General features: G+C 71.9%; 22 protein-coding genes. 6 read left to right on the top strand and 16 right to left on the bottom strand.

Annotation, left to right across the window (positions count from 1 at the left end):
- Positions 1–206 precede the first annotated feature (206 nt).
- Positions 207–671: a hypothetical protein gene (locus tag IF12_RS0119030; protein ID WP_030161231.1), complete on the bottom strand. Its 465-nt coding sequence runs from the start codon at positions 669–671 to the stop codon at positions 207–209.
- A gap of 175 nt (positions 672–846) precedes the next feature.
- Here IF12_RS0119030 and IF12_RS0119025 point away from each other — a divergent pair, with 175 nt between their 5' ends.
- From IF12_RS0119025 to IF12_RS24385, 4 genes are all read left to right on the top strand, one after another.
- Positions 847–1311 (top strand): PH domain-containing protein, encoded by a 465-nt coding sequence (locus IF12_RS0119025; protein WP_133884268.1) that lies wholly within the window; start codon positions 847–849, stop codon positions 1309–1311.
- A gap of 107 nt (positions 1312–1418) precedes the next feature.
- Positions 1419–1730, top strand: a complete 312-nt coding sequence (locus IF12_RS0119020; RefSeq protein ID WP_030161228.1) for a hypothetical protein — start codon at positions 1419–1421, stop codon at positions 1728–1730.
- A 9-nt stretch (positions 1731–1739) separates the two neighbouring features.
- A complete protein-coding gene (locus tag IF12_RS0119015; RefSeq protein ID WP_030161225.1) occupies positions 1740–2789 on the top strand; it encodes a YwqJ-related putative deaminase in 1050 nt (349 codons plus the stop codon).
- A complete protein-coding gene (locus IF12_RS24385) occupies positions 2783–3247 on the top strand; it encodes a toxin-antitoxin system YwqK family antitoxin (RefSeq protein ID WP_051704608.1) in 465 nt (154 codons plus the stop codon). Before IF12_RS0119015 ends, IF12_RS24385 begins: the two co-directional genes overlap by 7 nt.
- Before the next feature lie 4 nt (positions 3248–3251).
- Here IF12_RS24385 and IF12_RS0119005 read toward each other — a convergent pair whose 3' ends face one another.
- From IF12_RS0119005 to IF12_RS0118995, 3 genes are read right to left on the bottom strand one after another with little or no spacing between them, the layout of a single operon-like run.
- Positions 3252–3557: a hypothetical protein gene (locus IF12_RS0119005; RefSeq protein ID WP_030161222.1), complete on the bottom strand. Its 306-nt coding sequence runs from the start codon at positions 3555–3557 to the stop codon at positions 3252–3254.
- A gap of 3 nt (positions 3558–3560) precedes the next feature.
- Positions 3561–4016: a hypothetical protein gene (locus tag IF12_RS0119000; protein ID WP_030161220.1), complete on the bottom strand. Its 456-nt coding sequence runs from the start codon at positions 4014–4016 to the stop codon at positions 3561–3563.
- Positions 4017–4072: 56 nt separating this feature from the next.
- A complete protein-coding gene (locus IF12_RS0118995; protein WP_030161527.1) occupies positions 4073–4984 on the bottom strand; it encodes a 2-hydroxyacid dehydrogenase in 912 nt (303 codons plus the stop codon).
- Positions 4985–5075: 91 nt separating this feature from the next.
- Here IF12_RS0118995 and IF12_RS0118985 point away from each other — a divergent pair, with 91 nt between their 5' ends.
- Positions 5076–6227, top strand: a complete 1152-nt coding sequence (locus IF12_RS0118985) for a sorbosone dehydrogenase family protein (protein WP_051704607.1) — start codon at positions 5076–5078, stop codon at positions 6225–6227.
- A gap of 75 nt (positions 6228–6302) precedes the next feature.
- Complete coding sequence (locus tag IF12_RS0118980; RefSeq protein WP_051704606.1) at positions 6303–7874, top strand: metallophosphoesterase; 1572 nt, start codon at positions 6303–6305, stop codon at positions 7872–7874.
- 25 nt (positions 7875–7899) lie between these two features.
- Here IF12_RS0118980 and mgtE read toward each other — a convergent pair whose 3' ends face one another.
- The 12 genes from mgtE to erm all read right to left on the bottom strand — a co-directional run bounded on the left by mgtE (position 7900) and on the right by erm (position 24477).
- Positions 7900–9246, bottom strand: a complete 1347-nt coding sequence (gene mgtE / locus IF12_RS0118975; protein WP_051704605.1) for a magnesium transporter — start codon at positions 9244–9246, stop codon at positions 7900–7902.
- Positions 9247–9627: 381 nt separating this feature from the next.
- Entirely contained in the window at positions 9628–11115 is a 1488-nt protein-coding gene (gene gatB, locus IF12_RS0118970) for an Asp-tRNA(Asn)/Glu-tRNA(Gln) amidotransferase subunit GatB (RefSeq protein WP_030161212.1), read from the bottom strand.
- 4 nt (positions 11116–11119) lie between these two features.
- A complete protein-coding gene (gene gatA, locus IF12_RS0118965; RefSeq protein WP_035749616.1) occupies positions 11120–12628 on the bottom strand; it encodes an Asp-tRNA(Asn)/Glu-tRNA(Gln) amidotransferase subunit GatA in 1509 nt (502 codons plus the stop codon).
- A 3-nt stretch (positions 12629–12631) separates the two neighbouring features.
- Complete coding sequence (gene gatC, locus IF12_RS0118960) at positions 12632–12931, bottom strand: Asp-tRNA(Asn)/Glu-tRNA(Gln) amidotransferase subunit GatC (RefSeq protein WP_030161209.1); 300 nt, start codon at positions 12929–12931, stop codon at positions 12632–12634.
- 377 nt (positions 12932–13308) lie between these two features.
- A complete protein-coding gene (locus IF12_RS0118955) occupies positions 13309–15213 on the bottom strand; it encodes an ABC transporter ATP-binding protein (protein WP_081913750.1) in 1905 nt (634 codons plus the stop codon).
- Complete coding sequence (locus IF12_RS0118950) at positions 15210–16946, bottom strand: ABC transporter ATP-binding protein (protein ID WP_133884267.1); 1737 nt, start codon at positions 16944–16946, stop codon at positions 15210–15212. The genes IF12_RS0118955 and IF12_RS0118950 overlap by 4 nt, the downstream gene beginning before the upstream one ends.
- Before the next feature lie 73 nt (positions 16947–17019).
- On the bottom strand, positions 17020–17976 hold the full coding sequence (locus IF12_RS24380; protein ID WP_051704603.1) for a hypothetical protein: 957 nt from the start codon (positions 17974–17976) through the stop codon (positions 17020–17022).
- Positions 17977–18195: 219 nt separating this feature from the next.
- A complete protein-coding gene (locus IF12_RS0118930; protein ID WP_030161201.1) occupies positions 18196–18825 on the bottom strand; it encodes a tyrosine-protein phosphatase in 630 nt (209 codons plus the stop codon).
- Between the two features lie 33 nt (positions 18826–18858).
- Positions 18859–20601: an ABC transporter ATP-binding protein gene (locus IF12_RS0118925; protein ID WP_030161199.1), complete on the bottom strand. Its 1743-nt coding sequence runs from the start codon at positions 20599–20601 to the stop codon at positions 18859–18861.
- A complete protein-coding gene (locus IF12_RS0118920) occupies positions 20598–22316 on the bottom strand; it encodes an ABC transporter ATP-binding protein (protein WP_030161198.1) in 1719 nt (572 codons plus the stop codon). The genes IF12_RS0118925 and IF12_RS0118920 overlap by 4 nt, the downstream gene beginning before the upstream one ends.
- Positions 22317–22369: 53 nt before the next feature.
- Positions 22370–23575 carry a response regulator gene (locus IF12_RS0118915; RefSeq protein WP_030161196.1) on the bottom strand — a complete coding sequence of 402 codons (1206 nt, stop codon included), beginning with the start codon at positions 23573–23575 and terminating at the stop codon, positions 22370–22372.
- 83 nt (positions 23576–23658) lie between these two features.
- Entirely contained in the window at positions 23659–24477 is an 819-nt protein-coding gene (gene erm / locus IF12_RS0118910; protein ID WP_030161194.1) for a 23S ribosomal RNA methyltransferase Erm, read from the bottom strand.
- Positions 24478–24586 lie beyond the last annotated feature (109 nt).

Genomic DNA, 24586 nt, shown 5'->3' with positions numbered 1-24586 from the left:
GTAATAGCGGTGAGACTACGGCAACACCAAAACAGCGTCAAGGCTGGTGAGTCGCCACAGAGGTCACGATCGGGTCACGAATGGCAATCGCATTCCACACGAGGATCTGTGAACAGTTTCGAAAGTTTCGGGCCCGTGCGGCATTCGATCGGGCGAGTCCGGAAGGGAATCGGCAGTGACGTCGGTCGATGCCCAGGAGGCGGGTTCTAAGGCCGCTCGCGGCCCGGCGGCAGACCGCGCCGATAGCCCTCCCAGAGACTGCGCATGACGAAGATCTTCTCGTCCAGGGAGGCGTCGGCCGAGAGCGCGCGGCCGGAGTAGGGGGCGCGCAGGCGCCAGGGGCGCTGTGCGGGATCGTTGAGGTAGACGACCGGGACGGTCCGGCCCGCGCGCCGCTCGGCCCGGATGTCGGCGATCTCGGTCCAGGCCGCGTAGCGGTCGGGCCGGGCCTCGGGCCGCGACTCCAGCGGGTGCATCCCGCGCTCGTCGAGCACGACCCCGTGCCTGCGGGCCCCGGCGTGGGCGACGGCGAACGCGACGACCGCGGCGATGAGGAAGAGCCCCAGGAGCGTCAGGCGGTACCAGTGGCCGACGACGAGCATGTAGAGGACGGCCGGCACGAGGGCGACCGCGACGGCGAGGACGGCGAGGAAGAGGGCGCGGCCGATCACTTGACGCGTCGTCGGACGGAATGTGATCTTAACGGCCACGGCCACCCCCATCAGGCTCGTTGCGGCGCCGATGAGCCGATCGTGCCACGCTGGGCCCGCCCGTCAAGCGACAATCCGACAGAAACCGGACCGGACGCGTTGCGGCCCGCGCGCCCGGGTGTGTCAGGCTGGTGCCATGACGAGCACTGACGCCCCAGGACCGGACCGGAGCGACGCCGCGGAGGCGCCCGCGCGTCCGCGGGGACGGCGGCTGCGGGTGCGCCGCTCGGCGGCGATCACCGGCGCGGCCTTCGTCGCCTGGCTGACGTTGGGCCCGTTGTCGCTGGCGCTCATCGTGGAGCGGCCGGTCTGGGGCGCGTTCTCAGCCGTGCTGGGCGTGCTGCTGCTCCTGGCGCCGTTCGGGATCTCGATGTGGGCGTGGCGTTCGGGGATCGACGTGACCGCCGAGGGCATCGCCGTGCGGGGGCTGTTCTCCAAGAGGATGATCGCCTGGGAGCGCATCGACGGCTTCGCGACCGGGGATGAAGGCGTCGCGGCGATATTGGACGACCAGTCCCAGGTCCGCCTCGACCCGCTCAAGCCCGAGAACCTCCCCCAGGTCCTGCGCATAGGCGGCCAAGAACTGCGCACCGCCGACTGAGAGTCCAAGCCGCCCAACCCGGACCACCCGTCGAAGGCGCCTTTCGGGGACGGTGGGGATCGCGGCTTTTCGGTAGAATCGGCTCCGAACCCACCCCGAGGAGCACCATGTCGCAGGTCTACGCCGACCCCGCCCGGATACGCGGTGCTGGCGACGCCGTCCGCGAGCAGGCGACGCAGTTGCGGCCGGTCGCGGCGGACACCGACACCGGCGCCACCGAGGCCCGGTCGCAGAACACGGGCTTTCGCACCGGCATGGCCTGCAAGACCTTCGCGGAGCAGTTCGGTTCGCTCGCCGACCGGCTGGAGAAGCGGGTGCTCGACGAGGGCAAGCACATGAAGGACTCGGCCGACGCGTGGGAGGACTGCGACCAGGAGATCGCGCGGTCCTTCGACGACATAGGCCGGGAACTCGACTAGGAGGCCTGGATGCCCGCATACCGGCAGTCGCTCGACTCCAGCACCGGCGAGTTCGGCGAATTCGGCGGCGGCGTCAGCTCGGCGTCGAGCAAGCTGGACGACTACGACGACAACCGCACCGGACAGATCGAGGGTTTGCGGCCGGACTGGAAAGGCGACGACTACGACGCCCTGCGCGGGGACTCCGACGAGCTGTCGCGGCACTGCGCCGCCACCAGGTTGAAGATGAGCGGCGCGTCAATGGCCCTCAAGTCCGGGGGCGCGGCCATGCAGGGCACGGTCAAGGCGATGGAGGCGACCGATCGCGCCGCCCAGAACATCGGGTACCAGGTGCTGCCGGCCCCGCAGGCGGTGATCGGACCGAGGCAGATGCAGCAGATCGCCTCGGCGGGCGTGGCCGCTCCGGCGGTGCAGGCGGCGTACCAGGCCGGGGCGATCGCGTTCACGATCGCGCTGCGGACCTTGAACACCATGGTCACGGTGCAGGACAACATCACCGGTACCGGCTTGCAGCAGTTGACGAACAGCATGCGGCCCTTGACGGCGAAGTCTTCGCTCCCGGTCCCGTCGGTCTCCCCGCTCCGGGCGACCACCGAATCCCTCGACAACGCCGGCAGGCTCCGCGACGAGCTGCTGCGCGAACACGCGGAGTTCATGAAGAAGACCAAGAAGCAGCGCGGCCCCGTCCTCGGCGCGGTCATGGACAAGAAGACCGGCGAGGTCTTCTTCGGGGACAACCCCGGGGCGGCGGACTACTTCGACCCCAAGCACGGCAATCCGGTCCATCCGCTGCTCGCCGAGCAGATCGGCGACGCCAAGCGCCGCGGCGTGGACTACGACCCCGGTATGAACCGCGGCGCGGTCGGCAACCACGCCGAGGTGTACGCCCTCAACCAGGCGCTGCTCGCGGCGGAGCGGCGGGGCGAGCGGCCCTCGCTCGGCGATTACATGGTCGACAACCTCCGGACGGACAGCAAGAACCCCGGCAGCTTCATCCGGTGCTGCTCGAACTGCGTCCAGGTGCTCAACGGCGTGGAAGGGTCGGGACGAGGATGGTAGAGCAGCCCGAAGAGCGGCTTCGGATTCCCGCGGAGGACCTCGAGTACCACTCCGAGGGGTACTGGCTGCACAACGGCGCGCGGTTCACCGGGGTCGCCTTCGACCTGCTGCCCGACGGCGCCCTGGACGAGCAGACCTACCTCGACGGGTACCTGCACGGACCCGACCGCAGCTTCCGGCCGGACGGCACGCTGGCGGACGAGACCTGGCACCGCCACGGCTTCCGCCACGGCATACGCCGCGAGTTCGGCCCGGACGGCTCCTTCATCGCGCGCGGGTTCGAATACGGGTGCACCGTGTGGGAGGTCGCGGTCGACGCGGACGGCACCGCGTCGCTGCTCGCCTCGTGGTCGCCCGAAGAGCTGCGGCGCAGCCCGTTCTACGGGCTGCGCGAGCAGTCCTTCCACCTGCCGCCGGCGGCCCCGCCGAGCGCGGCGGCCGACCTCTCGGCGCACTGAGCGGTCAGGCCCGCTCGGCCTCGTCCACGAGCGCCGCGAAGCGGGTCCGCGCCTTCGCCTGGGCTCCTCGGATCGCGCCGAGGACCTCCTCGGCGAGGGTCTCCCGGTCGCGGTCGCGCATGACGTTCGCGACGAGGAACTGGACCCAGACGAGGTTGCCCTCCAAGTCCACCTCCGCCCGGCAGACGCCGGACTCGGCGGTGTGCTCGACGACCGCTCCCGCGTGCGCTTCGAGGACCGCCTTGACCCTCCGCAGGCGCGCATCGGTGTCGGCCGCCAGAGCCTCCCTGTAACCGTCGAGATCGGACACGGCTCACCCCCAGATCTCTCGGGCCGCGCGGTTCAGCCGCTCGGCGTCCTCGGCCCGCAGCCGCGTCGCACTCCCCCAGGCCGCCGTGATCGCGGTGCTGAGCCCGTGGTTCCCCGCGCGTCCAGCGTCGACCCCGAAGTCCAAGGACACGACGCTTCCGGAAAGGTCGATCGTCAGCGCCGCCACGCCTTCGGGGTCGGCGCCTTCGTATCGGGCCCGCTGCATCTCCTCCAGGAGTTCCTGCGCCGCTTCGAGGTCGCGGTTCGCGGCCTCGACCTCGGCGCGGCTCGGGGTCATGTCGAGCACCGCTTTGTCGTTCTCGTACATCGCGTCGCGGGGCCAGAACTCCAGTGCCTCGCGGCCCTCGGCGAGCCGGTCTTCGAAGTCGTCGGGCAGTTCGGTGCGCGCCGCGCCCAGATCGGGCAGGCGGCGCTCCGGGTCCGGTTCCTGTGTCGCCATGGCGTCCTTTCGCGAGAATCCCATCGTAGGGCGCGGGGTCGAGCGGCGCGGTTCGGTCAGTAGCCGTCGGCGACTACGTTCTCGAGGGGTTCTCCTGCCGCGTGGCGGCGGATCTGGGGGCCTACGGGGGCGTAGGCGCGGTCGAGGGTGCCGTCCACCGACGCGCCGACGTGCGGGGTGATGAGCGCGCCTTCGAGGTCCCACAGCGGGTGGCCCGGCGGCAGGGGCTCGGGGTCCACGACGTCCACCGCGCAGCGCAGGCGCCCGGAGGCGACCTCGGCCACAAGGGCGTCGGTGTCGACGATCGGGCCGCGCGCGGCGTTGACCAGGAGCGCGCCGTCCTTCATGCGGGAGAGGAACTTCGCGTCCACCAGGCCGCGCGTGGCGTCGGTCAGCGGGAGGATGAGGACCACGACGTCGAAGTCCGGCAGAAGCGCGTCGATCGCCTCGATCGGGTGGACGCCGAGGCGCTCGCGGCGGGCGACCTTCTCGACTTCGGCGCCGAGGGCGGTGAGGACCTCGGCGACCTTCTCGCCGATGTCGCCGGCGCCGACGACGAGGGCGCGCTTGCCGACGATCGTGGTGGTCCACTCGACCTTCCACTCGTGTCGGGGCTGCTTGCGCGCGAAGCGGTCGAAGCCGCGCATCGCGGCGATGACCGCGCCGACGGTCCACTCGGCGGTCACCGCCGTGTGGACCCCGCGGGCGTCGCACAGGGCGACGCCGGGCGGGACCACCGGGACCCAGACCTCGGCGCCGGCGCTGAGGAGCTGGATCACCTGGAGCGCGGTCATGTCGGCCAGAGGCGTGGTGACCTTGGACTGGGCGAGGAACGGCGGGACCCAGAAGTCCACGGTCGCGGGGTCGGAGGGGTAGTCGCCCCGCCCGTCGTAGACCTCGACCTCGACACCTGCCGGGAGCGGCCCGAGCAGCTCGCGGCCCTCCTCGTGAGCGATCCAGACTTTCACGGGACCCAGCGTAATCGAGCGGGGCTCCTCCCCCGGCCGGGCCCGGGGCCAGCGCGAACGGGGCCTCGGAACGGCGCTATAGGCTTGGGCCATGCGCAGGTTGCTCTCGGCCGCCGCGGCCACCGCCGCCGCCCTCACGCTCGCCTCGTGCTCGTTCGGCGAGCCGCCCGAGCCCGAGACCGGCGAGCCGCCGAACCTCCCGACGCCCTCGGGCGCGCCCGAGGAGCCGGCCACATATATGGACGTCGTCGCCGAGGACCTCGAGGTCCCGTGGGGCCTGGACTTCCTGCCGGACGGCACCGCGATCGTCGGCGAGCGGACCACCGGGAGGATCCTCGCGATCAGCCTGGACGAGGACGGCACCGCGGGCGAGCCGGAGGAGCTGCTGCAAGTCGAGGTCGACGACGCCGGGGAAGGCGGGCTGCTGGGCCTGGCCGTGTCGCCCGACTACGAAGCGGACGGATCGGTCTACGCGTTCCATACGACCGAGGAGGACAACCGGATCGTCCGGCTCGACCTCTCCGGCGAGGAGGATCCCGAGCCGGTGCTGACCGGGATTCCCGCCGGCACCAACCACAATGGCGGCGCTTTGGAGTTCGGACCCGACGGGTTCCTCTACGCGGCCACCGGCGACAGCGGGGTGGGCGAGCTCGCTCAGGACCCGGAGTCGCTGGCGGGCAAGATCCTTCGCGTCACGACCGAGGGCGAGCCGGCAGAGGGAAATCCCGAGGCGGACTCCGCGGTGTACTCGCTGGGGCACCGCAACGTCGAGGGGCTGGCGTGGAACGGCGACGAGGAGCTGTACGCCGTGGAGTTCGGGCAGGACTACCTCGACGAGCTCAACCGCATCGAGCCGGGCGGGAACTACGGCTGGCCGTACTACGAGGGTCCTTCCGGTGACGGGGACTTCGTGGACCCGGCGCTGACGTGGGAGACCTTCGAGGCCTCCTGTGCGGGCGCGGTGTTCTTGGAGGACGTGCTCGTGACCGCGTGCCTGCGCGGGCAGCGGCTGTGGACGGTCCAGTTCGACACCTCCGGCGCGGTCGACGGCGAGCCGCAAGCCGCGCTCGTCAACGAGTTCGGTCGGCTACGATCGGTCGCCATGGGGCCGGACGGGATGCTGTGGGTGACGACCTCCAACCGCGACGGGCGGTGCGTCGAGGAGCGAGGGTGCACCTCGGACGAGGCCGATGACCGGATCATCCGGTTCGCCACGAGTTACGCGGCCCAGGGACGGGTATAGAGGTAAGGACGCGTGTCGGGCTCGGATAGGGTCCGACTCGCCGCCAGTATCGCCCCGAAGCTAGGAAGGCTCCATATGAACGACCGGCCCGCCGCCGCGCACCGCGCGGCCGACGCCGCCCGCTCCACCGGACGGGGTGCGAAGTCCTTGTGGCGCAGCATCAGTGCGGGATGGTCGCGATTGCGCGACTCGCGCTGGGCGAGGCGGTTCGCGATGGGCCTGGTGATCCTCGTGGTCGGCACCGCCGCGGCCACGGGCGGGCTGGCGCTGGTGGGCGGCACGAAGGCGTCCATCGGGCCGTTCGACACGACGGTGGCGCTGCACCCGGACGTGCACGGCGAGACGATCGTGAACATCCCGCCGCTCGGGAAGGTGGTCTTCGACAGCCACGACGGGCCGGTGGGCCTCAATCTCAGCCTCGACTCGGTCGACCCGATCGCGGCCGAGGCGATCATCAACACGCCCGGCGGCGTGACGACCGCGTCGGAGAGCCTCGCCTCGGATGTCACCGACGCGGTGACGCGGGTGGCGATCGAGGCGCTGGCGATCGTGACGCTGTGCGGGCTGCTGGTCGGGGCACTGGCGTTCCGGAACATGCGGCGGGCGCTGCTGACGGGGGTGACGGCGCTGGCGGTGACCGCCTCGCTGGTCGGCTACGCGGCCTCGACGATGCGGGCCGAGTCGATCTCGCAGCCGCGGTACGAAGGGCTGCTGGCGTACGCGCCGAGCGTGGTCGGCAACGCCGAGGACATCGCGCGCAACTACGAGGAGTACGTGGCGAACCTCCAGAAGTTCGTCACGAACATCTCGGAGTTCTACGCGCTGGCGATGGACATGCCGCAGTTCGGGATCCAGGACGACTCGATCCGGGTCCTGCACGTGTCGGACCTGCATCTGAACCCGTCCGCGTGGCACCTGATGGAGTCGGTGGTCGAGCAGTTCAACATCGACGCGGTGGCCGACACCGGCGACATGAACGACTGGGGCTCGGAGCAGGAGGCCGCGTACTTCTCGCAGGGCGTCGAGCAGATCGACGTGCCGTACGTGTTCGTCAAGGGCAACCACGACTCGGCGACGACGGTGGCGGCGCTGGCGGCTTACGACAACGTGATCATCCTCGACGGCGAGGTGCGCGAGATCGCCGGGTTGAACTTCGCCGGGGTGGCCGATCCGCGGTTCACGCCGGACAAGGGGAACCAGCCCGACAGCGAGTACGCCAAGCAGATGCTGACCGAGTCGGGCGAGCGGCTGCGGACGGCGATCGAGGAGGCCGGCGGCGCGGACCTGGCGATGGTCCACGAGCCGCCGATGGCGGTGCCGCTGATCGGGGTGGTGCCGTTGGTCCTGGCCGGGCACACGCACGCGCGGGCGGTGCAGGACCTCGGGGAGGGCACGACGCTCATGGTCGAGGGTTCGACCGGCGCGTCCGGGCTGCGGGCGTTCGAGTCGGACGAGCCGCCGCGGATGGAGATGGACGTGCTGTACTTCGACCCGGTCACGAAGGCGCTCACGGCGTACGACTCGATCTCGGTGGGGACGGTGGGGCAGACGGACGTGACGCTCGACCGGACGGTGATCCCGGTCGAGGAGCAGGTCGAGGAGTCGGATCTGCTGGTGGACGCGTCGTCGGCGCCGCCGCAGGACTGAGTCCTCAGGCGGCGGGCGCCGGGGCTCAGCCGGTGAGGGCGGGGCCGAGGACCAGTGCGGCGAAGGTGAAGTAGATGATCAGGCCGGTCGCGTCGCAGAGGGTCGAGACCATCGGGGCCGAGACGAGGGCCGGGTCGATGCCGATCTTCTTGGCGGCCAATGGCAGGAACGAGCCGACGAAGGTCGACCAGGTGCAGACGACCAGGAGCGTCAGGGAGATGATGAGCCCGATGTCGGGTCCGTAGAGGAAGCCGACCACGGGCCCGCCGACGATGGCGAGCATCGCGCCGAGCAGGAATCCCACGCGCGCCTCACGCCAGGTGATCTTGAGGGCGTCGGAGAAGCGGACCTCGCCGACGGCCATGGCGCGGATGATCGTCACCGAGGCCTGGGAGCCGGAGTTGCCGCCGGTACCGGTCAGGAGCGAGACGAACAGCGCCAGGACCGTGACGTGACTGAGGTAGGACTCGTAGTAGTCCAGGACGGTCACGGTGAGCGAGGCCGAGACGGCGAGGATGAGCAGCCAGACGGCCCGCTTGCGGGCGAGCATGAACACGCCGGCCGAGAGGTAGGGGCGCTCCAGCGGCTCGGAACCGCCGGCGCGGACGGCGTCCTCGGTGTCCTCGGCTTCGAGGACCTCCATGGCGTCGTCCCAGGTGATCAGGCCGACGAGCCGGTCCTCGTGGTCGACCACGGCGAGGGCGTTGAGGTTGGCCTCCTGGATGAGGCGGGCGGCCTCTTCCTGGTCGGTGTCGGTGGAGACCTGGTAGTGCTCCTCGGACATGATGTCGCCGACGGGGGTGTCGGCGCCGGCGGTGACGAGGTCGGCGAGGGTGACGGTGCCGATGAGCTTGCGGTGCCCGTCGGTGACCGGGAGGACTTCGAGGTGGCGGGGGCGTTCGCGCAGGTGGCGGAGGCGTTCGATCGCGGCGGCGGCGCTCATCGAGGCGCGCAGCGACACGTAGTCGGGGGTCATGATGCGCCCGGCGGACTCCGGCTCGTAGCCGAGGAGCTGGGCGGTCATGCGCCGTTCGGAGGGGCTCAGCTGGGACTGGAAGCGGGTGGTGACCTTGGCGGGCATCTCGTCGAAGAGCTTGGCCCGGTCGTCGGCCTCCATGGAGTCGAGCAGGTCGCGCACGAAGTCGGTCTTGAGGCCGTCGAGGACTTCCTGCTGGTGCACGGGGTCGAGTTCTTCGAAGACGGCGAGCGCGCGGTCTTTGGGGAGCAGGCGGAACCAGACGGCCTGGTCGGCGAGGGCGAGGCGCGGCAGTTCCTCGGCGAGTTCCACGGTCGAGGTCTCGGCGAGCTCCATGCGGAGGGCCGTGAGTTCGTCGACCGCCGCGGGCGAAATGGGCTGAACGGCGTGTGCCATGGCAGCCACCTCCAAGTACATGGGGAAAGGGCCGTGCCCCTAACGCATGTGCGGAAGATCGCCGCAGGTCAGGCCGCCCGCTTCAATGTATTCGGGCGCGGGGCACGGTAAAGGCGGAATGGGGAGAAGACGTCGGTATCTCGACTAGATCCGGGGTCGTCGCCCATGGCCCTCACCTCCTCCGGCCGCACTGAAGCTTGCGCGGTCAAGGGTAGCAATCCTCTGTGAACATCGTCGTTCTCCGGGGTAACCGAAGACTCGCGGCTCACACCGGGATTGAACGGACGCCTTCCCGATACCGGTGTTGTATCGGGAAGGCCGACAACGAAGCGAGCGGGCAAATGGGCCGGATAACGGCCGCCCGGGATTCCCAAACACGCCCTAGCTCAGCTTGTCCAGGATGATCTTTCGGACGGTTCCGGCGTCGGCTTGGCCCTTGGTGGCCTTCATGACCGCGCCGATGAGGACGCCGGCGGCGGCGTGGGTGCCGCCGCGGATCTTCTCGGCGACGGCCGGGTTCGCGGCGATGGCCTCGTCGACGGCGGTCTCGAGCGCGCCGGTGTCGGAGACGACCTCGAGGCCGCGCTTGGCGGCGACCTCGGCCGGGGAGCCCTCGCCGGCGAGCACGCCGTCGATGACCTGGCGGGCGAGCTTGTCGTTGAGGCGGCCGTCGTCGACCATGCCTTGGAGCTCGGCCACCTGGGCGGGGGTGATGGCGAGGGCGCCGAGTTCGTCGCCGGTCTCGTTGGCGCGGCGGGAGAGCTCGCCGAGCCACCACTTGACGGCGGCGGCGGGGGCGGCCCCGGCGGCCACGGTGGTCTCGATGAGGTCGACGGCGTCGGCGTTGACGACCGACTGCATCTCCTTGTCGGCGAGGGACCAGGCCTCTTGCAGGCGCTCGCGGCGCTTGCGCGGCGGCTCGGGGAGGCTGGTGCGCAGCTCCTCGACCCATTCGCGGCTCGGCTCCATGACGGCGAGGTCGGGCTCGGGGAAGTACCGGTAGTCGGTGGCCTCCTCTTTGGAGCGCCCGGGGCTGGTCTCGCCGGTGGCCTCGTGGAAGTGGCGGGTCTCCTGGAAGATCCGCTCCCCCGCGTCGAGGAGGGCCGACTGGCGGCGGACCTCGTAGCGCACGGCGCGCTCGACGCTGCGCAGGGAGTTGACGTTCTTGGTCTCGGTGCGGGTGCCCCACGCCTCGCCGGGCAGGTTCAGCGAGAGGTTGACGTCGCAGCGCAGGGACCCCTGCTCCATGCGGACGTCGGAGACGCCGAGGGAGCGGACGATGTCGCGCAGCTCGGCGGTGTAGGCGCGGGCGACCTCGGGGGCGAGGGCGCCGGTGCCGGGGACGGGCTTGGTGACGATCTCCACGAGCGGGATGCCGGCGCGGTTGTAGTCCACGAGGGACTCGGTCGCGCCGTGGATGCGCCCGGTGGCGCCGCCGACGTGGAGGGTCTTGCCGGTGTCCTCTTCGAGGTGGACGCGCTCGATCTCGACGCGGTAGGTCTCGCCTTCGACGACCACGTCGACGTAGCCCTCTTCGCAGAGGGGCTCCTCGTACTGGCTGGTCTGGAAGTTCTTCGGCATGTCCGGGTAGAAGTAGTTCTTCCGGGCGAAGCGGGTCCACTCGGCGATGCGGCAGTTGAGCGCGAGGCCGATCTTGATGGTCGCCTCGATCGCGGCCTTGTTGGCGACCGGGAGGGCCCCGGGCAGGGCGAGGCAGACCGGGCAGACCTGGGTGTTGGGCTCGGCGCCGAAGGCGGTCGGGCAGCCGCAGAACATCTTCGTGTTCGTGTCGAGCTCGATGTGGGTCTCGAGCCCGAGGACGGGCTCGTAATCGGCGACGGCCTGCTCGTAGGAGTTCAATTTCGTCATCGGGCTAGTTCCCCTCCAGCTCGGGCGCGGTGTCGGCGAGCGGCGTGTCCTGGGTGGACTCCAGGGCGGCGGCGACGCGGTAGGCGATGTCGTCGCCCATGACCGGGCCGCAGACCTGGAGGCCCACGGGCATCCCGTCGGCGAGGCCGACCGGTACGGAGACGCCCGGGCCGCCGTAGAGGTTCGACGGGATCGTGTAGAGGTCGGCGAGGTACATCTGGTACGGGTCGCCGGTGCGCTCGCCGAACTTGAAGGCGACGAACGGCGTGGTCGGGCTGATGATGGCGTCGACCTGCTCGAACGCGGCCTCGAAGTCGCGCTTGATGAGGGTGCGGACCTTCTGGGCCTTGCCGTAGAAGGCGTCCACGTAGCCGGCGCTGAGCGCGTAGGTGCCGAGGATGATGCGGCGCTTGACCTCGGGGCCGAACCCGGCCTCGCGGGTGAGGCTCATGACCTCTTCGAGGGAGTGCTTCCCGTCGTCGCCCGTGCGGAGGCCGTAGCGGACCCCGTCGTAGCGGGCGAGGTTCGAGGAAGCCTCCGAGGGCGCGATGAGGTAGTAGGTCGGCAGCGCGTAGGTGAAGGACGGGCAGGAGACCTCGACGATCTCCGCGCCGAGCTTCACGAGCTGCTCGACGCCGGCCTCATAGGCGGCGATGACGCCCGGCTCGGCCGCCTCGGCGCCTTCGGCGAACTCCTTGACGACGCCGAGCTTGACGCCGGTGAGGTCGCCGCTCGCGCCGAGGCGCGCGGCCTCGGCGACCGGCGGGACGGGCGCGTCGATGGAGGTCGAGTCGCGCGGGTCGTGACCGGAGATGACCTCGTGGAGCAGCGCCGCGTCGAGGGCGTTGCGCGACACGGGGCCGGGCGTGTCGAGCGAGGAGGAGAAGGCGATGAGGCCGTAGCGGGAGTTCGAGCCGTAGGTGGGCTTGGCGCCGAAGGTGCCGGTGACCGCGCCGGGCTGGCGGATCGAGCCGCCGGTGTCGGTGCCGATCGCGAGCGGGGCCATCTTCGCGGCGACCGCCGCGGCCGAGCCGCCGCCGGAGCCGCCGGGGATGCGCCCGGTGTCCCAGGGGTTGCGGGTCTTGAAGTACGCGGAGTACTCGGTGGAGGAGCCCATCGCGAACTCGTCCATGTTGGTCTTGCCGAGGATCGGCATCCGCGCGGCCTTGATGCGCTCGACGATCGTCGCGTCGTAGGGCGGGATCCAGCCTTCGAGGATCTTCGAGGCGGCCGTGGTCGGCAGGCCCTTGGTGACCACGACGTCCTTGACGGCGACGGGGACGCCCGCGAGCGGGGAGGCCTCCTCGTCGGCGGCGATCGCGGCGTCGGCCTCGCGGGCGGCGGCGAGCGCGCCTTCGCGGTCGACGTGGAGGAAGGCCTTGACGGTGGCGTCGACGGCCTCGATGCGGTCGAGGAACGCGGTGGTGACCTCGACCGAGGTGAGGCGGCCCTCGCGGATGTCGGCGGCGAGCTCGGCGGCGGTCTTGTCGATGATGCGGGACGGCTGTGCCATCGGTTAGGCCTCCTCGTCCAGGATGCGCGGGACGCGGAAGCGGTCCTCGGCGGTGTCGGGGCCGCCGGCGAGCGCGGCCTCGCGGGACAGGGACGGCTGGGGAAGGTCTTCCCGGAACACGTTCACCAGCGGCACCGCGTGCGAGGTCGGCTGGACGTCGTCGGTGTCCACTTCGGCGAGCGCCTTCATCGATTCGAGGATGACGTCGAGCTGGCCCGCGAAGGCGTCGAGCTCGTCATCGGTGACTTCGAGGCGGGCCAGCCGCGCCAGGTGCGCGACTTCCTCGCGTGAAATCGTACTCACGACAAGTGTTTCCTAACGGTTTCTAGCTGCGGGAAGACCAGTCGAGTCTAGGCCGTGCGCGCGGGACTCCAGAAGCGGGCACCGTGGAGTGTGGGCCCGGCGGGAGAGGGCTTGCGGCGGGGTGTGACGAACGAGTCCCGATATTCGGTCGACACCGATCGAGTGGAGTGGATATCGCCCTCTAGCCATGACGAATGTGACGTGATACTCTCTCGATACTGGTTCGGAACGGGTTTCCTGGTTTCCTTTCTGTTTCCTTGCTAAGAACGAGTCGGTGGGTGTTCCGACTTGTGGTGGTGTTCTCGAGCCAGTGCAGGCCCCGGGCGAAAGCCCGGGGCCTGGTTCGTTGTGCGTCTGTGCGGAGCCGGTTGGGCCCGTTAGGCGTTCGCTTGGGCGAAGTCCCCGCCGTCGGCGGTCGCTTCGACGGCCCCGTGCTCCACGGCTTTGCGGCTCTCAGGTTCGCCGTGCTCTACACATTTACGGCTCTCAGGTTCACCGTGCCAGGCCCTCCAAAGTCCCGCGTAGTGCCCGTCGAGGGCGATGAGTTCGTCGTGGTCGCCGAGTTCGGCGACGCGGCCGTCCTCGACCACCGCGATCCGGTCCGCGTCGTGGGCGGTGTGCAGGCGGTGCGCGATCGCGATCACCGTGCGGCCCTCCAAAACAGCACCGAGGGCGCGCTCGGTGTCGCGGGCCGCGCGCGGGTCGAGCATCGCAGTGGCCTCGTCGAGGATCACCACATCGGGGTCGGACAGGATGATCCGCGCCAGGGCGATCTGCTGCGCGCTCGCCGCGTCGAGTTCGCGGTTCTTGCCGCCGAGCGGCGTGTCCAGGCCTTCAGGGAGGTCGAAGACCCAGTCGGCGCCGACGGCCGCGAGCGCGGCGTGGAGTTCGGGGTCGGTGGCCTCGGCTTTGGCGAGGATGAGGTTGTCGCGCAAGGAGGCGGTGAAGACGTGGTGCTCCTGGGTGACGAGGGTGACGCGTTTGCGGCGCTCGTCGAGCGGGAGCGCCGCGACGTCGACGCCGCCGATGGCGGCGCGGCCCTCGCGGGGGACGTCGGAGCCGGAGATGAGGCGCGCGAGTGTGGACTTGCCGGCGCCGGAGGGGCCGACGACGGCGAGCCGCTGGCCGGCGGGGACGCTGAGGGTGACGCCGTGGAGGACGTCGCGGCCGCTGGTGGGGTAGGCGTAGCGGACGCCGGTGAGGTCCACGGTCCCGTCGACAGGGCGTTCGGTGGTGGCATCGGTTTCGTCGTCCTCGGCTTCGGCGACGCCTTCGATGCGCGACATCGCGGCGAAGCCGCGCTGGACCTTCTCGACCCACATGAGGATGTGGTCGATGGGGAACATGATCTGGCGGGTCAGGACCGCGCAGGCGGCGACGGTGCCGAGGGTAAGGGTGCCGTTGAAGTAGAAGGCGCCGCCGACGAGCAGGACCGCGGCGGTGGGCAGGGCGTAGGCGCCGTCGAGGAACGGGAAGAAGACGGTGCGCAGGTAGAGGGTGTAGCGGGCGGCGCGCCAGTGGCGGGCGACGGTGGCGTCGCCGGCGGCGTCGCGGCCGGTGCGGAGGCGGTAGGCCTCGGTGGTGCGGGCGCCGTCGGCGGAGGCGCCGATGGTGTCGCCGATGGCGGATTCGGCCTCGCGTTCGGCGAGGTAGCCGTTGCGGGCGCGCTTGAGGTACCAGCGGGTGCCGATGTAGAGCGGGGGCACGACGACGAACATGCACAGGCCCAGCAGGGGGCTGGCCCAGAACATGGCGCCGAGGAACACGAGGACTTTGAGGACCGAGACGGTGACCTGCGGCAGGCCGTCGCGGAAGAGGACGCCGGCCTCGGGCACGTCGGCGGAGGAGCGGGTCATGAGGTCGCCGGAGCCGGCCTGCTCGACGACGGGCATCGGCAGGCGCAGGGCGCGGTCGACGAACTGGACGCGCATGCGGGCCGAGAGGCGCTCGCCGAGGCGGTAGGACACGAAGGTGCCGGCCCAGGTGAAGGCGACGACGGCGATGATCGAGGCGACCAGGCCGAGGGCGAGGCGGTCGATGGCGGCCGCGCCGGCCGTGCCTGAGGAGGCGGCGGTGAGCTGGTCGAGCATCTCGCCGAGGAGGAGCGGGGCGACGGCGGCGGCGACCGCGGCGACCAGGTGGAGGCCGACGGCGGCGAAGGCGCGGCGCTTCTCGGTGGCGAGCAGGCGCACGAAGGCGCGGCGGACCGCGGGGCTGTCGGCGACCGGGAGCTGGTTGCCCGGCCGGGTGCTCGGGGGCGCGGTGCGGGTCGTGGTGCTCATTCGGCCTCCCGGGTGACGAGTGCGCGGTATTCGGGGTGTGCGGCGGCGAGGTCGTGGTGGCTGCCGGTGGCGACGACCTTGCCGCCGTGGACGAAGGCGACGCGGTCGGCGCGTCCGAGCCACAGGGGCGAGGTGGTGGCGACCGCGGTGGCGCGGCCGTCGCGGGCCTCGGCGAGGCGGTCGACGATGCGGGCCTCGGTGTGGGAGTCGACCGCGGAGGTCGGCTCGTGGAGCAGGAGGGTCTCGGGGTCGGCGGCGAGGGCGCGGGCGAGGCGCAGCCGCTGGCGCTGGCCGCCGGAGAGGGTGCGGGCCTGGTTGTCGAGTTCGGTGTCGAGGCCGCGCGGGAGGGCTTCGACGACGTCGGAGGCGGAGGCGGCCTCGACGGCGGCTTCGACGCGGTCGTGGCCGTCGCGGGCGGCGACGGCCGCGGCGACGGTCCCGGCGAAGAGGTAGGCGTCGTGTTCGGCGACGAGGACGCGGCGGCGCAGTTCGTCGCGGTCGAGGCGGGTGACGGGGACGTCGCCGAGGCGGGCTTCGGAGGCGGTGTAGCCGCCGAGGCGGTCGAACACGGCGGCGACCTGCTCGGAGTCGGAGGAGGCGACGGCGAGGAGTTCGCCGCCGGCGACGGTGAGGCCGGATTCGGGGTCGTGGAGTTCGGCGCCGGGCCGCGGGCCGGGCAGCGGCGCGGTCTCGGCGGACCGTTCGGGGACGGCGAGGAGTTCGCAGACCTTCCCGGCGGCGACGCGGCCTTCGATGATGCGGTAGGTGCAGCCGATGAGCCAGTGGACCGGGAGCATGAGGGCGCCGGTGTAGCCGAAGGCGGCGACCATCTGGCCGGGGGTGAGGTCGCCGGAGGCGACCTGGCGGCCGGCGATCCAGATGACGACGCCGAGGAGGATCGCGGGGGTGCCTTCGCCGAGGGCGTTGAGCCAGGCGGTGGGGCCGGCGACCTTGTAGCCGGCCGAGCGCAGGGCGTCGGAGTCGCGGCGGTAGGAGGCGTTGAAGCGGGCCTCGCCGCCGATGCCGCGCAGGACCCGGAGCCCCGAGACGATGTCGGAGGCGCGGTCGGTGATGTCGCCGACGCGTTCGCGGTAGGCCTCTTGGCGGTCCTGGAGCCTGGTCAGGACCGGGCCGGTGACGACGCCGACGATGAAGACGCCGATGAAGATGGTCAGGCCGAGGGCGACGGAGGTGTTGAACAGGAGGATGCCGACGGCGATGAGGCCGATGAGGCAGCCGGCGGTGGGCGAGAGCGAGTCGACGGCCCAGGCGATGCGGTTGATGTCGGTGGCGCCGACGCTGACGACCGAGCCGGTGGTGACCTGCCGGCGCAGTTCGTCGCCGAGGCGGTTGACCTTGCGGGTCGCCAGTTGGAGGGTCCGGTAGGAGGCGTCCATGCGCCAGTAGACGGTGAGCCGGTGCGAGAGGATGATCGCGACGGCCGCGACGAAGCCGGCGCCGACGAGCGCGAGGGACCAGGCGGTGAGGGCGCTCCAGTCCTGGCGGCGCAGGCCGTTGTCGACCGCGCCGGTGAGGAAGAACGGGAGCACCGGGAGGCCGCCGAGGGCGATGCCGGAGGTGAGCAGGGCCGCGGCCATGAGGCCCTTGCGGCGGGTGGCGAGCCAGACGAGGAACCGCCAGGGGGTTCCCGGCGGTTCGGCTGATCGGCCCCTCGACCCGTCGGGTCTGAGGGGGTCATCCAATGGCAGTTCGGGAGCGCGGAGGAACCTCACTTGCCGAGCGTAAAGGGAGGGTCCGACAACGGCAAACGATTAAGAAGGCGTCACATTCGGGATTCGGTGCGGGTCAGTCCATGACGAGGGGCGGGCCGGGGTAGCGGAACGCGAAGGGGCCGCTCGGATGGATGTGCTTGGGCTGGTTTCGCGAGGAGCCGGCCTCGCCGCCGAGGATGAGGTCCCGCGGTTCGCGCACGCCCGCGGCCTTCGCGGTGGCGATGAGGAGGCCGGCGGCTTCGGCGGCCTGGACGGCGCCGGGCGCGCCCGCGTCGAAGTGCCAGCGCGAGGAGAAGGAGGCGGGTTCGGTGGCGACCTGGAGCGCTTCGGGAGTGGTGCGGGACCAGCCGTGCGCGACGGCGTGGAGGTCGGCGTCGTCGCCGGGGATGGTGCGCGGCACGTCGTAGCCGAGGTGCAGGCGGTCGTCGCTGCGGAGGTCGAATATGAACGGGGCGTCGCGCTCGCCGTCGGGGAGTTCGATGCGGCTGTGGACGCCGAAGGCCAGGGTGAGGCCGAGGGCGAGGGTCGCCGCGGGCAGGAGGGCGAGGAATCGGGTCAGGGCCTCGCGGAGGTCGTCCCAGTCCTCGGCGGGCGGGAAGGCGTTGCCGAGCATCCGGTCGATGCCGCCGGTCGAGCCGTTGAGGCCGGAGGGGCGGCGTTTCAGTGCTTTGAGGAGGTCTTCTTCGAGGATGAGGGTCTGGTCGAGTGTGAACTCGGGGCCTTCGCGGCCGGCGCGCAGTCGGAGGCTGGTGTGCTTGCCGCGCCACACGAGGTAGGGCTCGCCCCAGGATTCGGGCCCGGCGTCGCGGGCGCCGAAGTGGTCGGGGGAGCCGAGAGCGCGCTGGGCGGCTGCGGCGACGCGGCGGAACTCGGCGGCCTGGACCGCGGGGCCGCCGGTGACGCGGGAGACGGGGGCGACGGGGCTGCCCGCGCTGAGGCGGGCGGTCCAGTGGCGTTCGACGCCGCCGATGTGGGCCTTGCAGTTGACGCCGCCTTCCCGATACCGGTGTTGTATCGGGAAGGCCGACAACGAAGCGAGCGGGCAAATGGGCCGGATAACGGCCGCCCGGGATTCCCAAACACGCCCTAGCCGAGGTGGGCGGCGAGGGCGGATAGGCCGTGCTCGGTGTGGTCGTAGAAGGCGTCGAGGCCTTCGATGCGCTTGGCGAGTTCGGCGATCTCGGCGTCGGTCATCCGGATGTCCACAGGGGTTCTCGCTTTCGGGAATGGCGCCGGGGATGCACCGTAGCTAATGGATTGCGGGGGCCTCGGTCAGGCGTTCGGCGACCGCGTCGAGGTGGCGCTGTTCGACGCCGGCGCCCCGGAGGTAGGCGGCGGGGCCGCCGTATGCGGCGTCGAAGTGGGCGAGGAGGTCGAGCATGGTCTGCGGATCGGTGCCTTCGGTGAGTGCGTAGTCGGAGGCGATGTCCTCATGGGAGGCGCCGGCGACCGCGAGGGCGAGCGCGGTGAGGATGCCGGTGCGGTCGCGGCCGCCGTGGCAGTGGACGAGGACGGGGCCGGGCGGCGCTTCGGCGAGGGCCGTGAACGCGGCGGCGACGCGTTCGGGCGCGTGATCGACCTCGGGCCGGTAGTCGTCGGGCGCGGTCGGTTCGAAGCCGGGGTAGACGCCGAGGAGCGGGAGGTTCAGGTAGATCTCGTCCTCGCCGAAGGGGCTGGGGAACTCGCGGGCCTCCCAGGCGTGGCGGAGGTCGAGGATGCGGCGCACGCCGAGGTCGCGGACCGCGCGGACGCCGGCGTCGGTGAGCAGGTCGTGGTTGTCCGAGCGCAGCAGGGCCCGCATCCGGACGGCGCCGCCGGGAAGCGGCGTGCCGCCGAGGTCGCGGGCGTTGACGCAGTCGGGGAGGTCGAGGAAGGGCATGGCGCTCCAAGGGGGTCGCGGGGGCGGTCGATGCTACGCGGGGTCGGCGCCGTGCCAGGTGCGCCAGAGGCGGGCGTACGGTCCGTCCGCGTCCAGCAGTTCGTCGTGGCCGCCGAGTTCGGCGAGGGCGCCGGCCTCGATGACGGCGATGCGGTCGGCGTCGTGGGCGGTGTGGAGGCGGTGGGCGATGCCGATCACGGTGCGGCCCTCCAGGACCGCGACGAGGGCGCGTTCGGTGTCGCGGGCGGCGCGGGGGTCGAGCATCGCGGTGGCCTCGTCGAGGATCACCACGTCGGGATCGGCGAGGACGATGCGGGCCAAGGCGATCTGCTGCGCCGCGGCGGCGTCGAGCTCCTCGCCGGCGCCGCCGAGTTCGCGGTCGAGGTCGACGGCCCAGGACGCGCCGACGGTGGCGAGCGCGGCGCGCAGCTCGGCGTCGTCCGCGTCGGGCGCGGCGAGGGTGAGGTTGTCACGGAGCGTCGCGGCGAAGACGTGGTGCTCCTGGCTGACGAGGGTGACGTGGCGTCGGCGTTCGGCGAGCGGGAGGGTCGCCACGTCCACTCCCCCGATGGTCACCGTGCCGAGGCGCGGGGCGTCGGTGCCGGAGACGAGGCGGGCAACGGTGGACTTGCCGGCGCCGCTGGGGCCGACCACGGCGAGGCGTTCCCCGGCGGGGATCACGAGGTCGACGCCGTGGAGCACGTCCGGGCCGGTCGGGTAGGCGAAGTGGACGCCGTGCAGGGCGACGGTCCCGTCGGCGGGGGTCGCGGTGCGGGCGCGCTCGCCTTCGGTGTCGGCGACGGCCACGCCTTCGACGCGGGCGAGGGAGGCGAAACCGCGCTGGAGGCGCTCGACCATCATGAGCACGAAGTTCAAGGGGGTCATGACCTGGCGCGAGAGGACCGCGCAGGTGGCGACCTCGCCGAGGGTCGCCGAGCCGTCGAAGTAGAGGGCGCCGCCGATGAGGAGCACGGCCGACACCGGGAGCACATAGGAGCTTTCGAGGGTCAGGTAGTAGACGCTGCGAAGGTAGAGCGTGTACTTGTTCGCGTCCCAGTGGGAGGCGATCGCGGCGTCGCCGGTGTCGTTGCGGGCCTTGGTGAGACGGTGGATCTCGGCGGTGCGGGCGCCTCCGGCGGTGGCCGAGAGGGCCTCGCCGGAGCGGGACTCGGCGCCGGCCTGGCGCAGGTAGCCGGCGCGAGCGCGCTTGAGGTACCAGCGGGCGCCCGCGGCGATGAGCGGGACGGCCAGGAGCATGCAGGCGGCGAGGAGGGCGTTGACCCAGAGCATCGCAGCGGCATAGACGAGCGCGGTCAGGATCGAGACGGCCGCGCTCGGCAGCGTCTCGCGGATGAGGCCGCCGGCTTCGGGGACGTCCGCGGAGGCGCGGGTCATGAGGTCGCCCGAGCCGGCCTGCTCGGCGGTGTGGAGCGGCAGGCGCAGGCAGCGTTCGACGAAGCGTTCGCGCAGCCGGGCCGAGAGGCGCTCGCCGACGCGGTTCTTGGTGTAGCTCGCGGCCCAGGTGAGGGCCACGGCGGCGGCGATCGCGGCGGCCATGGCGAGCGCGAGGGCGTCGATGTCGGCGAGGTCGGCTCCCGCGGAGAGCGAGTCGATCATGCGGCCCATGAGCAGCGGCGCGGCCGTCGAGGCGGCCGCGGCGGCCACGCGGAGGGCGACGGCGAGGCCGACGCGGGACTTCTCGGAGAGCAGAAGACCGGCGAAGGCGCGGCGGACCTGGGCGGGTTCGGCGACGGGCAGTTCGGCGGAGGCGGTCATGCGAGCTCCCGATCGACGTGGGCGCGGTAGTCGGGCCTGGCGGCGGCGAGTTCGGCATGGGTGCCGGTGGCGACGACCTTGCCGTCCAGGACGAACGCGACGGTGTCGGCGCGGCCGAGCCAGAGCGGTGAGGCGCTGGCGACGGCGGTGGTCCTGTTCCCTCTGGCGGCGGTGAGGCGTTCGGCGATGCGGGCCTCGGTGTGGGAGTCGACCGCGGAGGTCGGTTCGTGGAGGAGCAGGGCTTCGGGGTCGGCGGCGAGGGCGCGGGCGAGGCGCAGCCGCTGGCGCTGGCCGCCGGAGAGGGTGCGGGCCTGGTCGCCGAGTTCGGTCGCGAGGCCGTCGGGGAGGGCGTCGACGATGTCGTCGGCGGCGGCGGTCGCGATGGCCTCGCGGACGCGTGCGGCGGCGTCCGGGGCGGCGGCGCGGTCGGCGGCGACGAGGGCTTCGAGGGTGCCGGCGAAGAGGTACGCGTCGTGGTCGGCGGGGAGCACGCGGCGGCGCAGTTCGTCGGTTGCCATGCGGGCCACGGGAACGGAGCCGAAGACGGCGTCGGAGGCGGTGAGTCCGGCGAGGCGGTCCAAGATCGCCGCCGCGGTCTCGGTCTCAGGGGCGACGACGGCGGTGAGGCCGGGCGCGAGGGTGAGTCCCGATACGGGGTCGTGGAGTTCGGCGCCGGCCGCGGGCCCGGGCAGGGGGTCGCGCGGGGCCTCGCGTTCGGGGAGGGCGAGGAGTTCGACGACTTTGGCGCAGGCGACCTGGCCTTGGACGATGGTCATCGCCGTGCCCATGAGCCAGCGCACGGGCAGCAGGAGCGCGGCGGTGTAGCCGAAGGCGGCGACCATCTGGCCGACGGTGATGGCGTCGGCGGCGACGAGACGGGCGGAGATCCAGACGACGACGCCGAGGAGGATCGCGGGCGCGCCTTCGGCGACCGCGTCGATCCACGCGCCGGGGGCGGCGAGGCCGAAGCCGGATCGCTTGAGGCGCTGGGAGTCGCGGCGGTAGGCGGCGTTAAAGCGCTCCTCGCCGCCGACGCCGCGCAGGACGCGGAGTCCGGCGACGATGTCGGTGGCGCGGCCGGTGATCGCGCCGATGCCGGCGCGGTAGGTGCGGTAGCGGGACTGGAGGCGGCGCAGGAGGGGGCCGGTGACGACGGTGACGGCGAGGACGCCGATGAGGACGGTGAGGCCGAGGACCGCGGACATGTCGAGCAGGAGGAGGGCGACCGCGGCGATCCCGGCGACGCAGCCCATGGTGGGGGCGAGGGACTCGATGGCGTGGCCGATGCCGTTGACGTCGGTGATGCCGACGGTGACGATGTCGCCGGCGGTGGTGCGGCGGCGCAGATCGGAGCCGAGGCGGCCGGTCTTGCGGGTGGCGAGCTGGAGGACGCGGTACTCGGCGTCCTGGCGCCACCAGACGGTGAGGCGGTGGTGGAGGACGATGCTGACGGCGGCGACCGACCCGGCGGCGGTGAGGGCGCCGGCCCAGGCGGCGAGCGCGCCCCAGTCCCGGCCGGCGATGCCGTCGTCGACGGCGCCGGTGAGGAAGATCGGCATGACGGGGACGAGGCCGAGGGAGAAGACCGCGGAGACGAGCACGGCGGCGGCGTGGGCCTTGCGGCGGGTGGCGAGCCACCAGAACAGCCGCAGGGGTCCGGCGGGCGGGTCGCCGGGTTCGGGGACGGGGAGGTCGGGGGCGCGGAGGAGCGACACCTTGTCACGGTAGTCGGGGACGGGCCCGTGGGCAAGCGTTTAACAGGCGGGTGTCAGTGGCCGCCGCGGAGGCGGTCGAGCCAGCCGGACTGGTGGGTGCGGCCGCGGCGGGTGCCGACGATGTCGACCACGGCGTCGACGAGCTGCTCGGGGTTGCTGGTGACGGTGACCGCGCGCGGGTGCGAGCGGGATTTCGCGGTCACGTTGTCGGAGAAGATGATCGCGGGGGTGGGGACGCCGACGGCGATCATCTGGTCGAGGAGGTTGATGCCGGCGCTGTCGCCGCCCGACTCGTTGAGGCGGCGCATGTCGGTGATCACGAGGTCGTAGTGGCGTTCCTTGAGAGCCAGTATCGCGCGAGCGGTCGAGGCCACGGCGTCCACGCCGATCCCGGCGGTGCGGAAAAGGCGGATGAGCGGCTCGTTCCATTCCTGGTGGTCGTCGACCCACAGGATCGCGCCGCCTTGGAGGAGGTCGGCGGACATGGCGAGCCGGGTCGCCGCGCGCAGCCCGTGCTGGGTGTCGACGGGCTGGTAGACCGACTGCGGCGGGTAGGGCGGGAGCGGCGCGGAGGCGGCGTAGGAGTGCTGCGGGGCGTGGCCGGGCGAGGGGTAGAAGGCGGGGCGGGACTGGGTCGGGATCACCGGGTAGGTCGGCGGGACGCCGGGGACCTGGCGGTTGGGCTCGGTCACCGGCGACGGGGGCTTGTCGTCGCTCTTCTTGATGGCGACGGTGCTGTCGAGGGGCTCGTCGGCGGGCGGTGTGGCCTGGGAGGCGGGGTCGGTGTGGAACTCGTTCTCGCCGGAGGGGAGCCAGAGGTGCAGGGGCTCGGACGGGGGCGCTTCGTCGGCGGTCGAAGGGGCGGCGCCGAAGCCGTCGGTCTGGTCGGGCCGAGAGTCGGAATGGGCGTGGTCGGGCCGGGCGGAGTCGGGCCGGGCAGCGTCGGGAGGTGCGGTGAAGGCGCCGGTCCGGGGTTGCTGCGGGGCGCCGACGGGAGTGCGCTGGGAGGGCAGGGCCGGGTAGGGGGCGGACCATTCGGTCTCGATCGGCGGCGCGGCGCGGTGGGCCGCGCCGCGGCCCGCGGCGGCAATGGCCTGCTGGGCGAGTTCCACGGTGACCCAAGGGGTCTCGACGCGGGTCATGCGCGGGGCCTGGGCGGTGAGGAGGCGCCTGGCGATCGCGAGGGCGATGAAGCCGAACCCGATCCACAGGAAGGTGGGCAGCGCCCTGATCAACTCGATCCACATGGCTTCGCTCATCGAGGGGCTCCAAGAGGGGGTGTCGGGGCCGGGCGAGTCCACCTTAATCGGCCAGGCGAGCCGAACCCGTCACCCCCTCGCCTTTATCGCCCGAGAGCGGCGAACAGGGCGATCCAGCGATCGGGCGGGACGAGTCCGACGGGCCGGTCGCGGGGGATGCCGGCTTCGGCGCAGGCGCGGTGGGCCAGGCGGGAGGGCACGGCCCGGCGCAGGGAGGCGGCGAGGGAGCCGCCGACGCCGGAGAAGCCGAGTTCGACGAGGTCGCGGTAGTCGCGGAGATCGACTTCGGGCAGGAGGGGTTCTGATCGGCGCTGGAGGCGGAGCACCGCCGCGTCGACGCTGGGCACGGGCCGGAAGTCGCCGCGGCCGATGCGCATGCCGAGGTCGAAACGCCACTCGGGCCAGTTGGCGACGGTCAGGCGCGACCATCGGCCGAAGTCGCCGGTGTGCTTGCGGGCGAATTCGAGCTGGGTGACGAGGGTGGCGGCGGTGAGCGTGCGGGCCGAGAGGCACCAGCGGACGATGTCGGTGGTGATCCCGAAGGGCGCGTTGGCGACCACCGCGAACGGCTCCCGAGGTGGGCGGGCGTCGCGGAAGTCGCCGAGATGGCAGTGGAAGTGCTCGTGGTGGCCCAGGCGCGAGCGGAGGCGTTCGGCGAAGTGGCGGTCCTTCTCGTAGGCGATCACGCGGCGGGCCTTGGCGAGCAGGGGCCGGGTGACCATGCCGTCGCCGGGGCCGGCCTCGACGACGAGATCGGCCGGGCCGACGCCGGAGGCCTCGACGAGGCGCCGGGCGATCCGGGGGTCGGCGAGGAAGTTCTGCGAGAGGGCCTTGCGGTTGGAGACGGTGCTGCCGGAGACATTGCGGCCTTGGCGGGCGCGCGAAGCATGGTTGCGGGACATGGGAGTCCTCCGTACGGAGTAGTCGAATCAGGACGATCGATTCGCCTAGGTCCGCGCAGGGCGCGACCGGCTCGAAGGCACGGTGTGAGAACCCGGGGCCAGGTGCGGG

Source organism: Glycomyces sp. NRRL B-16210, assembly GCF_000719515.1.
Classification (GTDB): Bacteria; Actinomycetota; Actinomycetes; order Mycobacteriales; family Micromonosporaceae; genus Glycomyces.
Note: the sequence above shows the minus strand (reverse complement) of the source record. Positions and strands in the feature narration are given on the sequence as shown.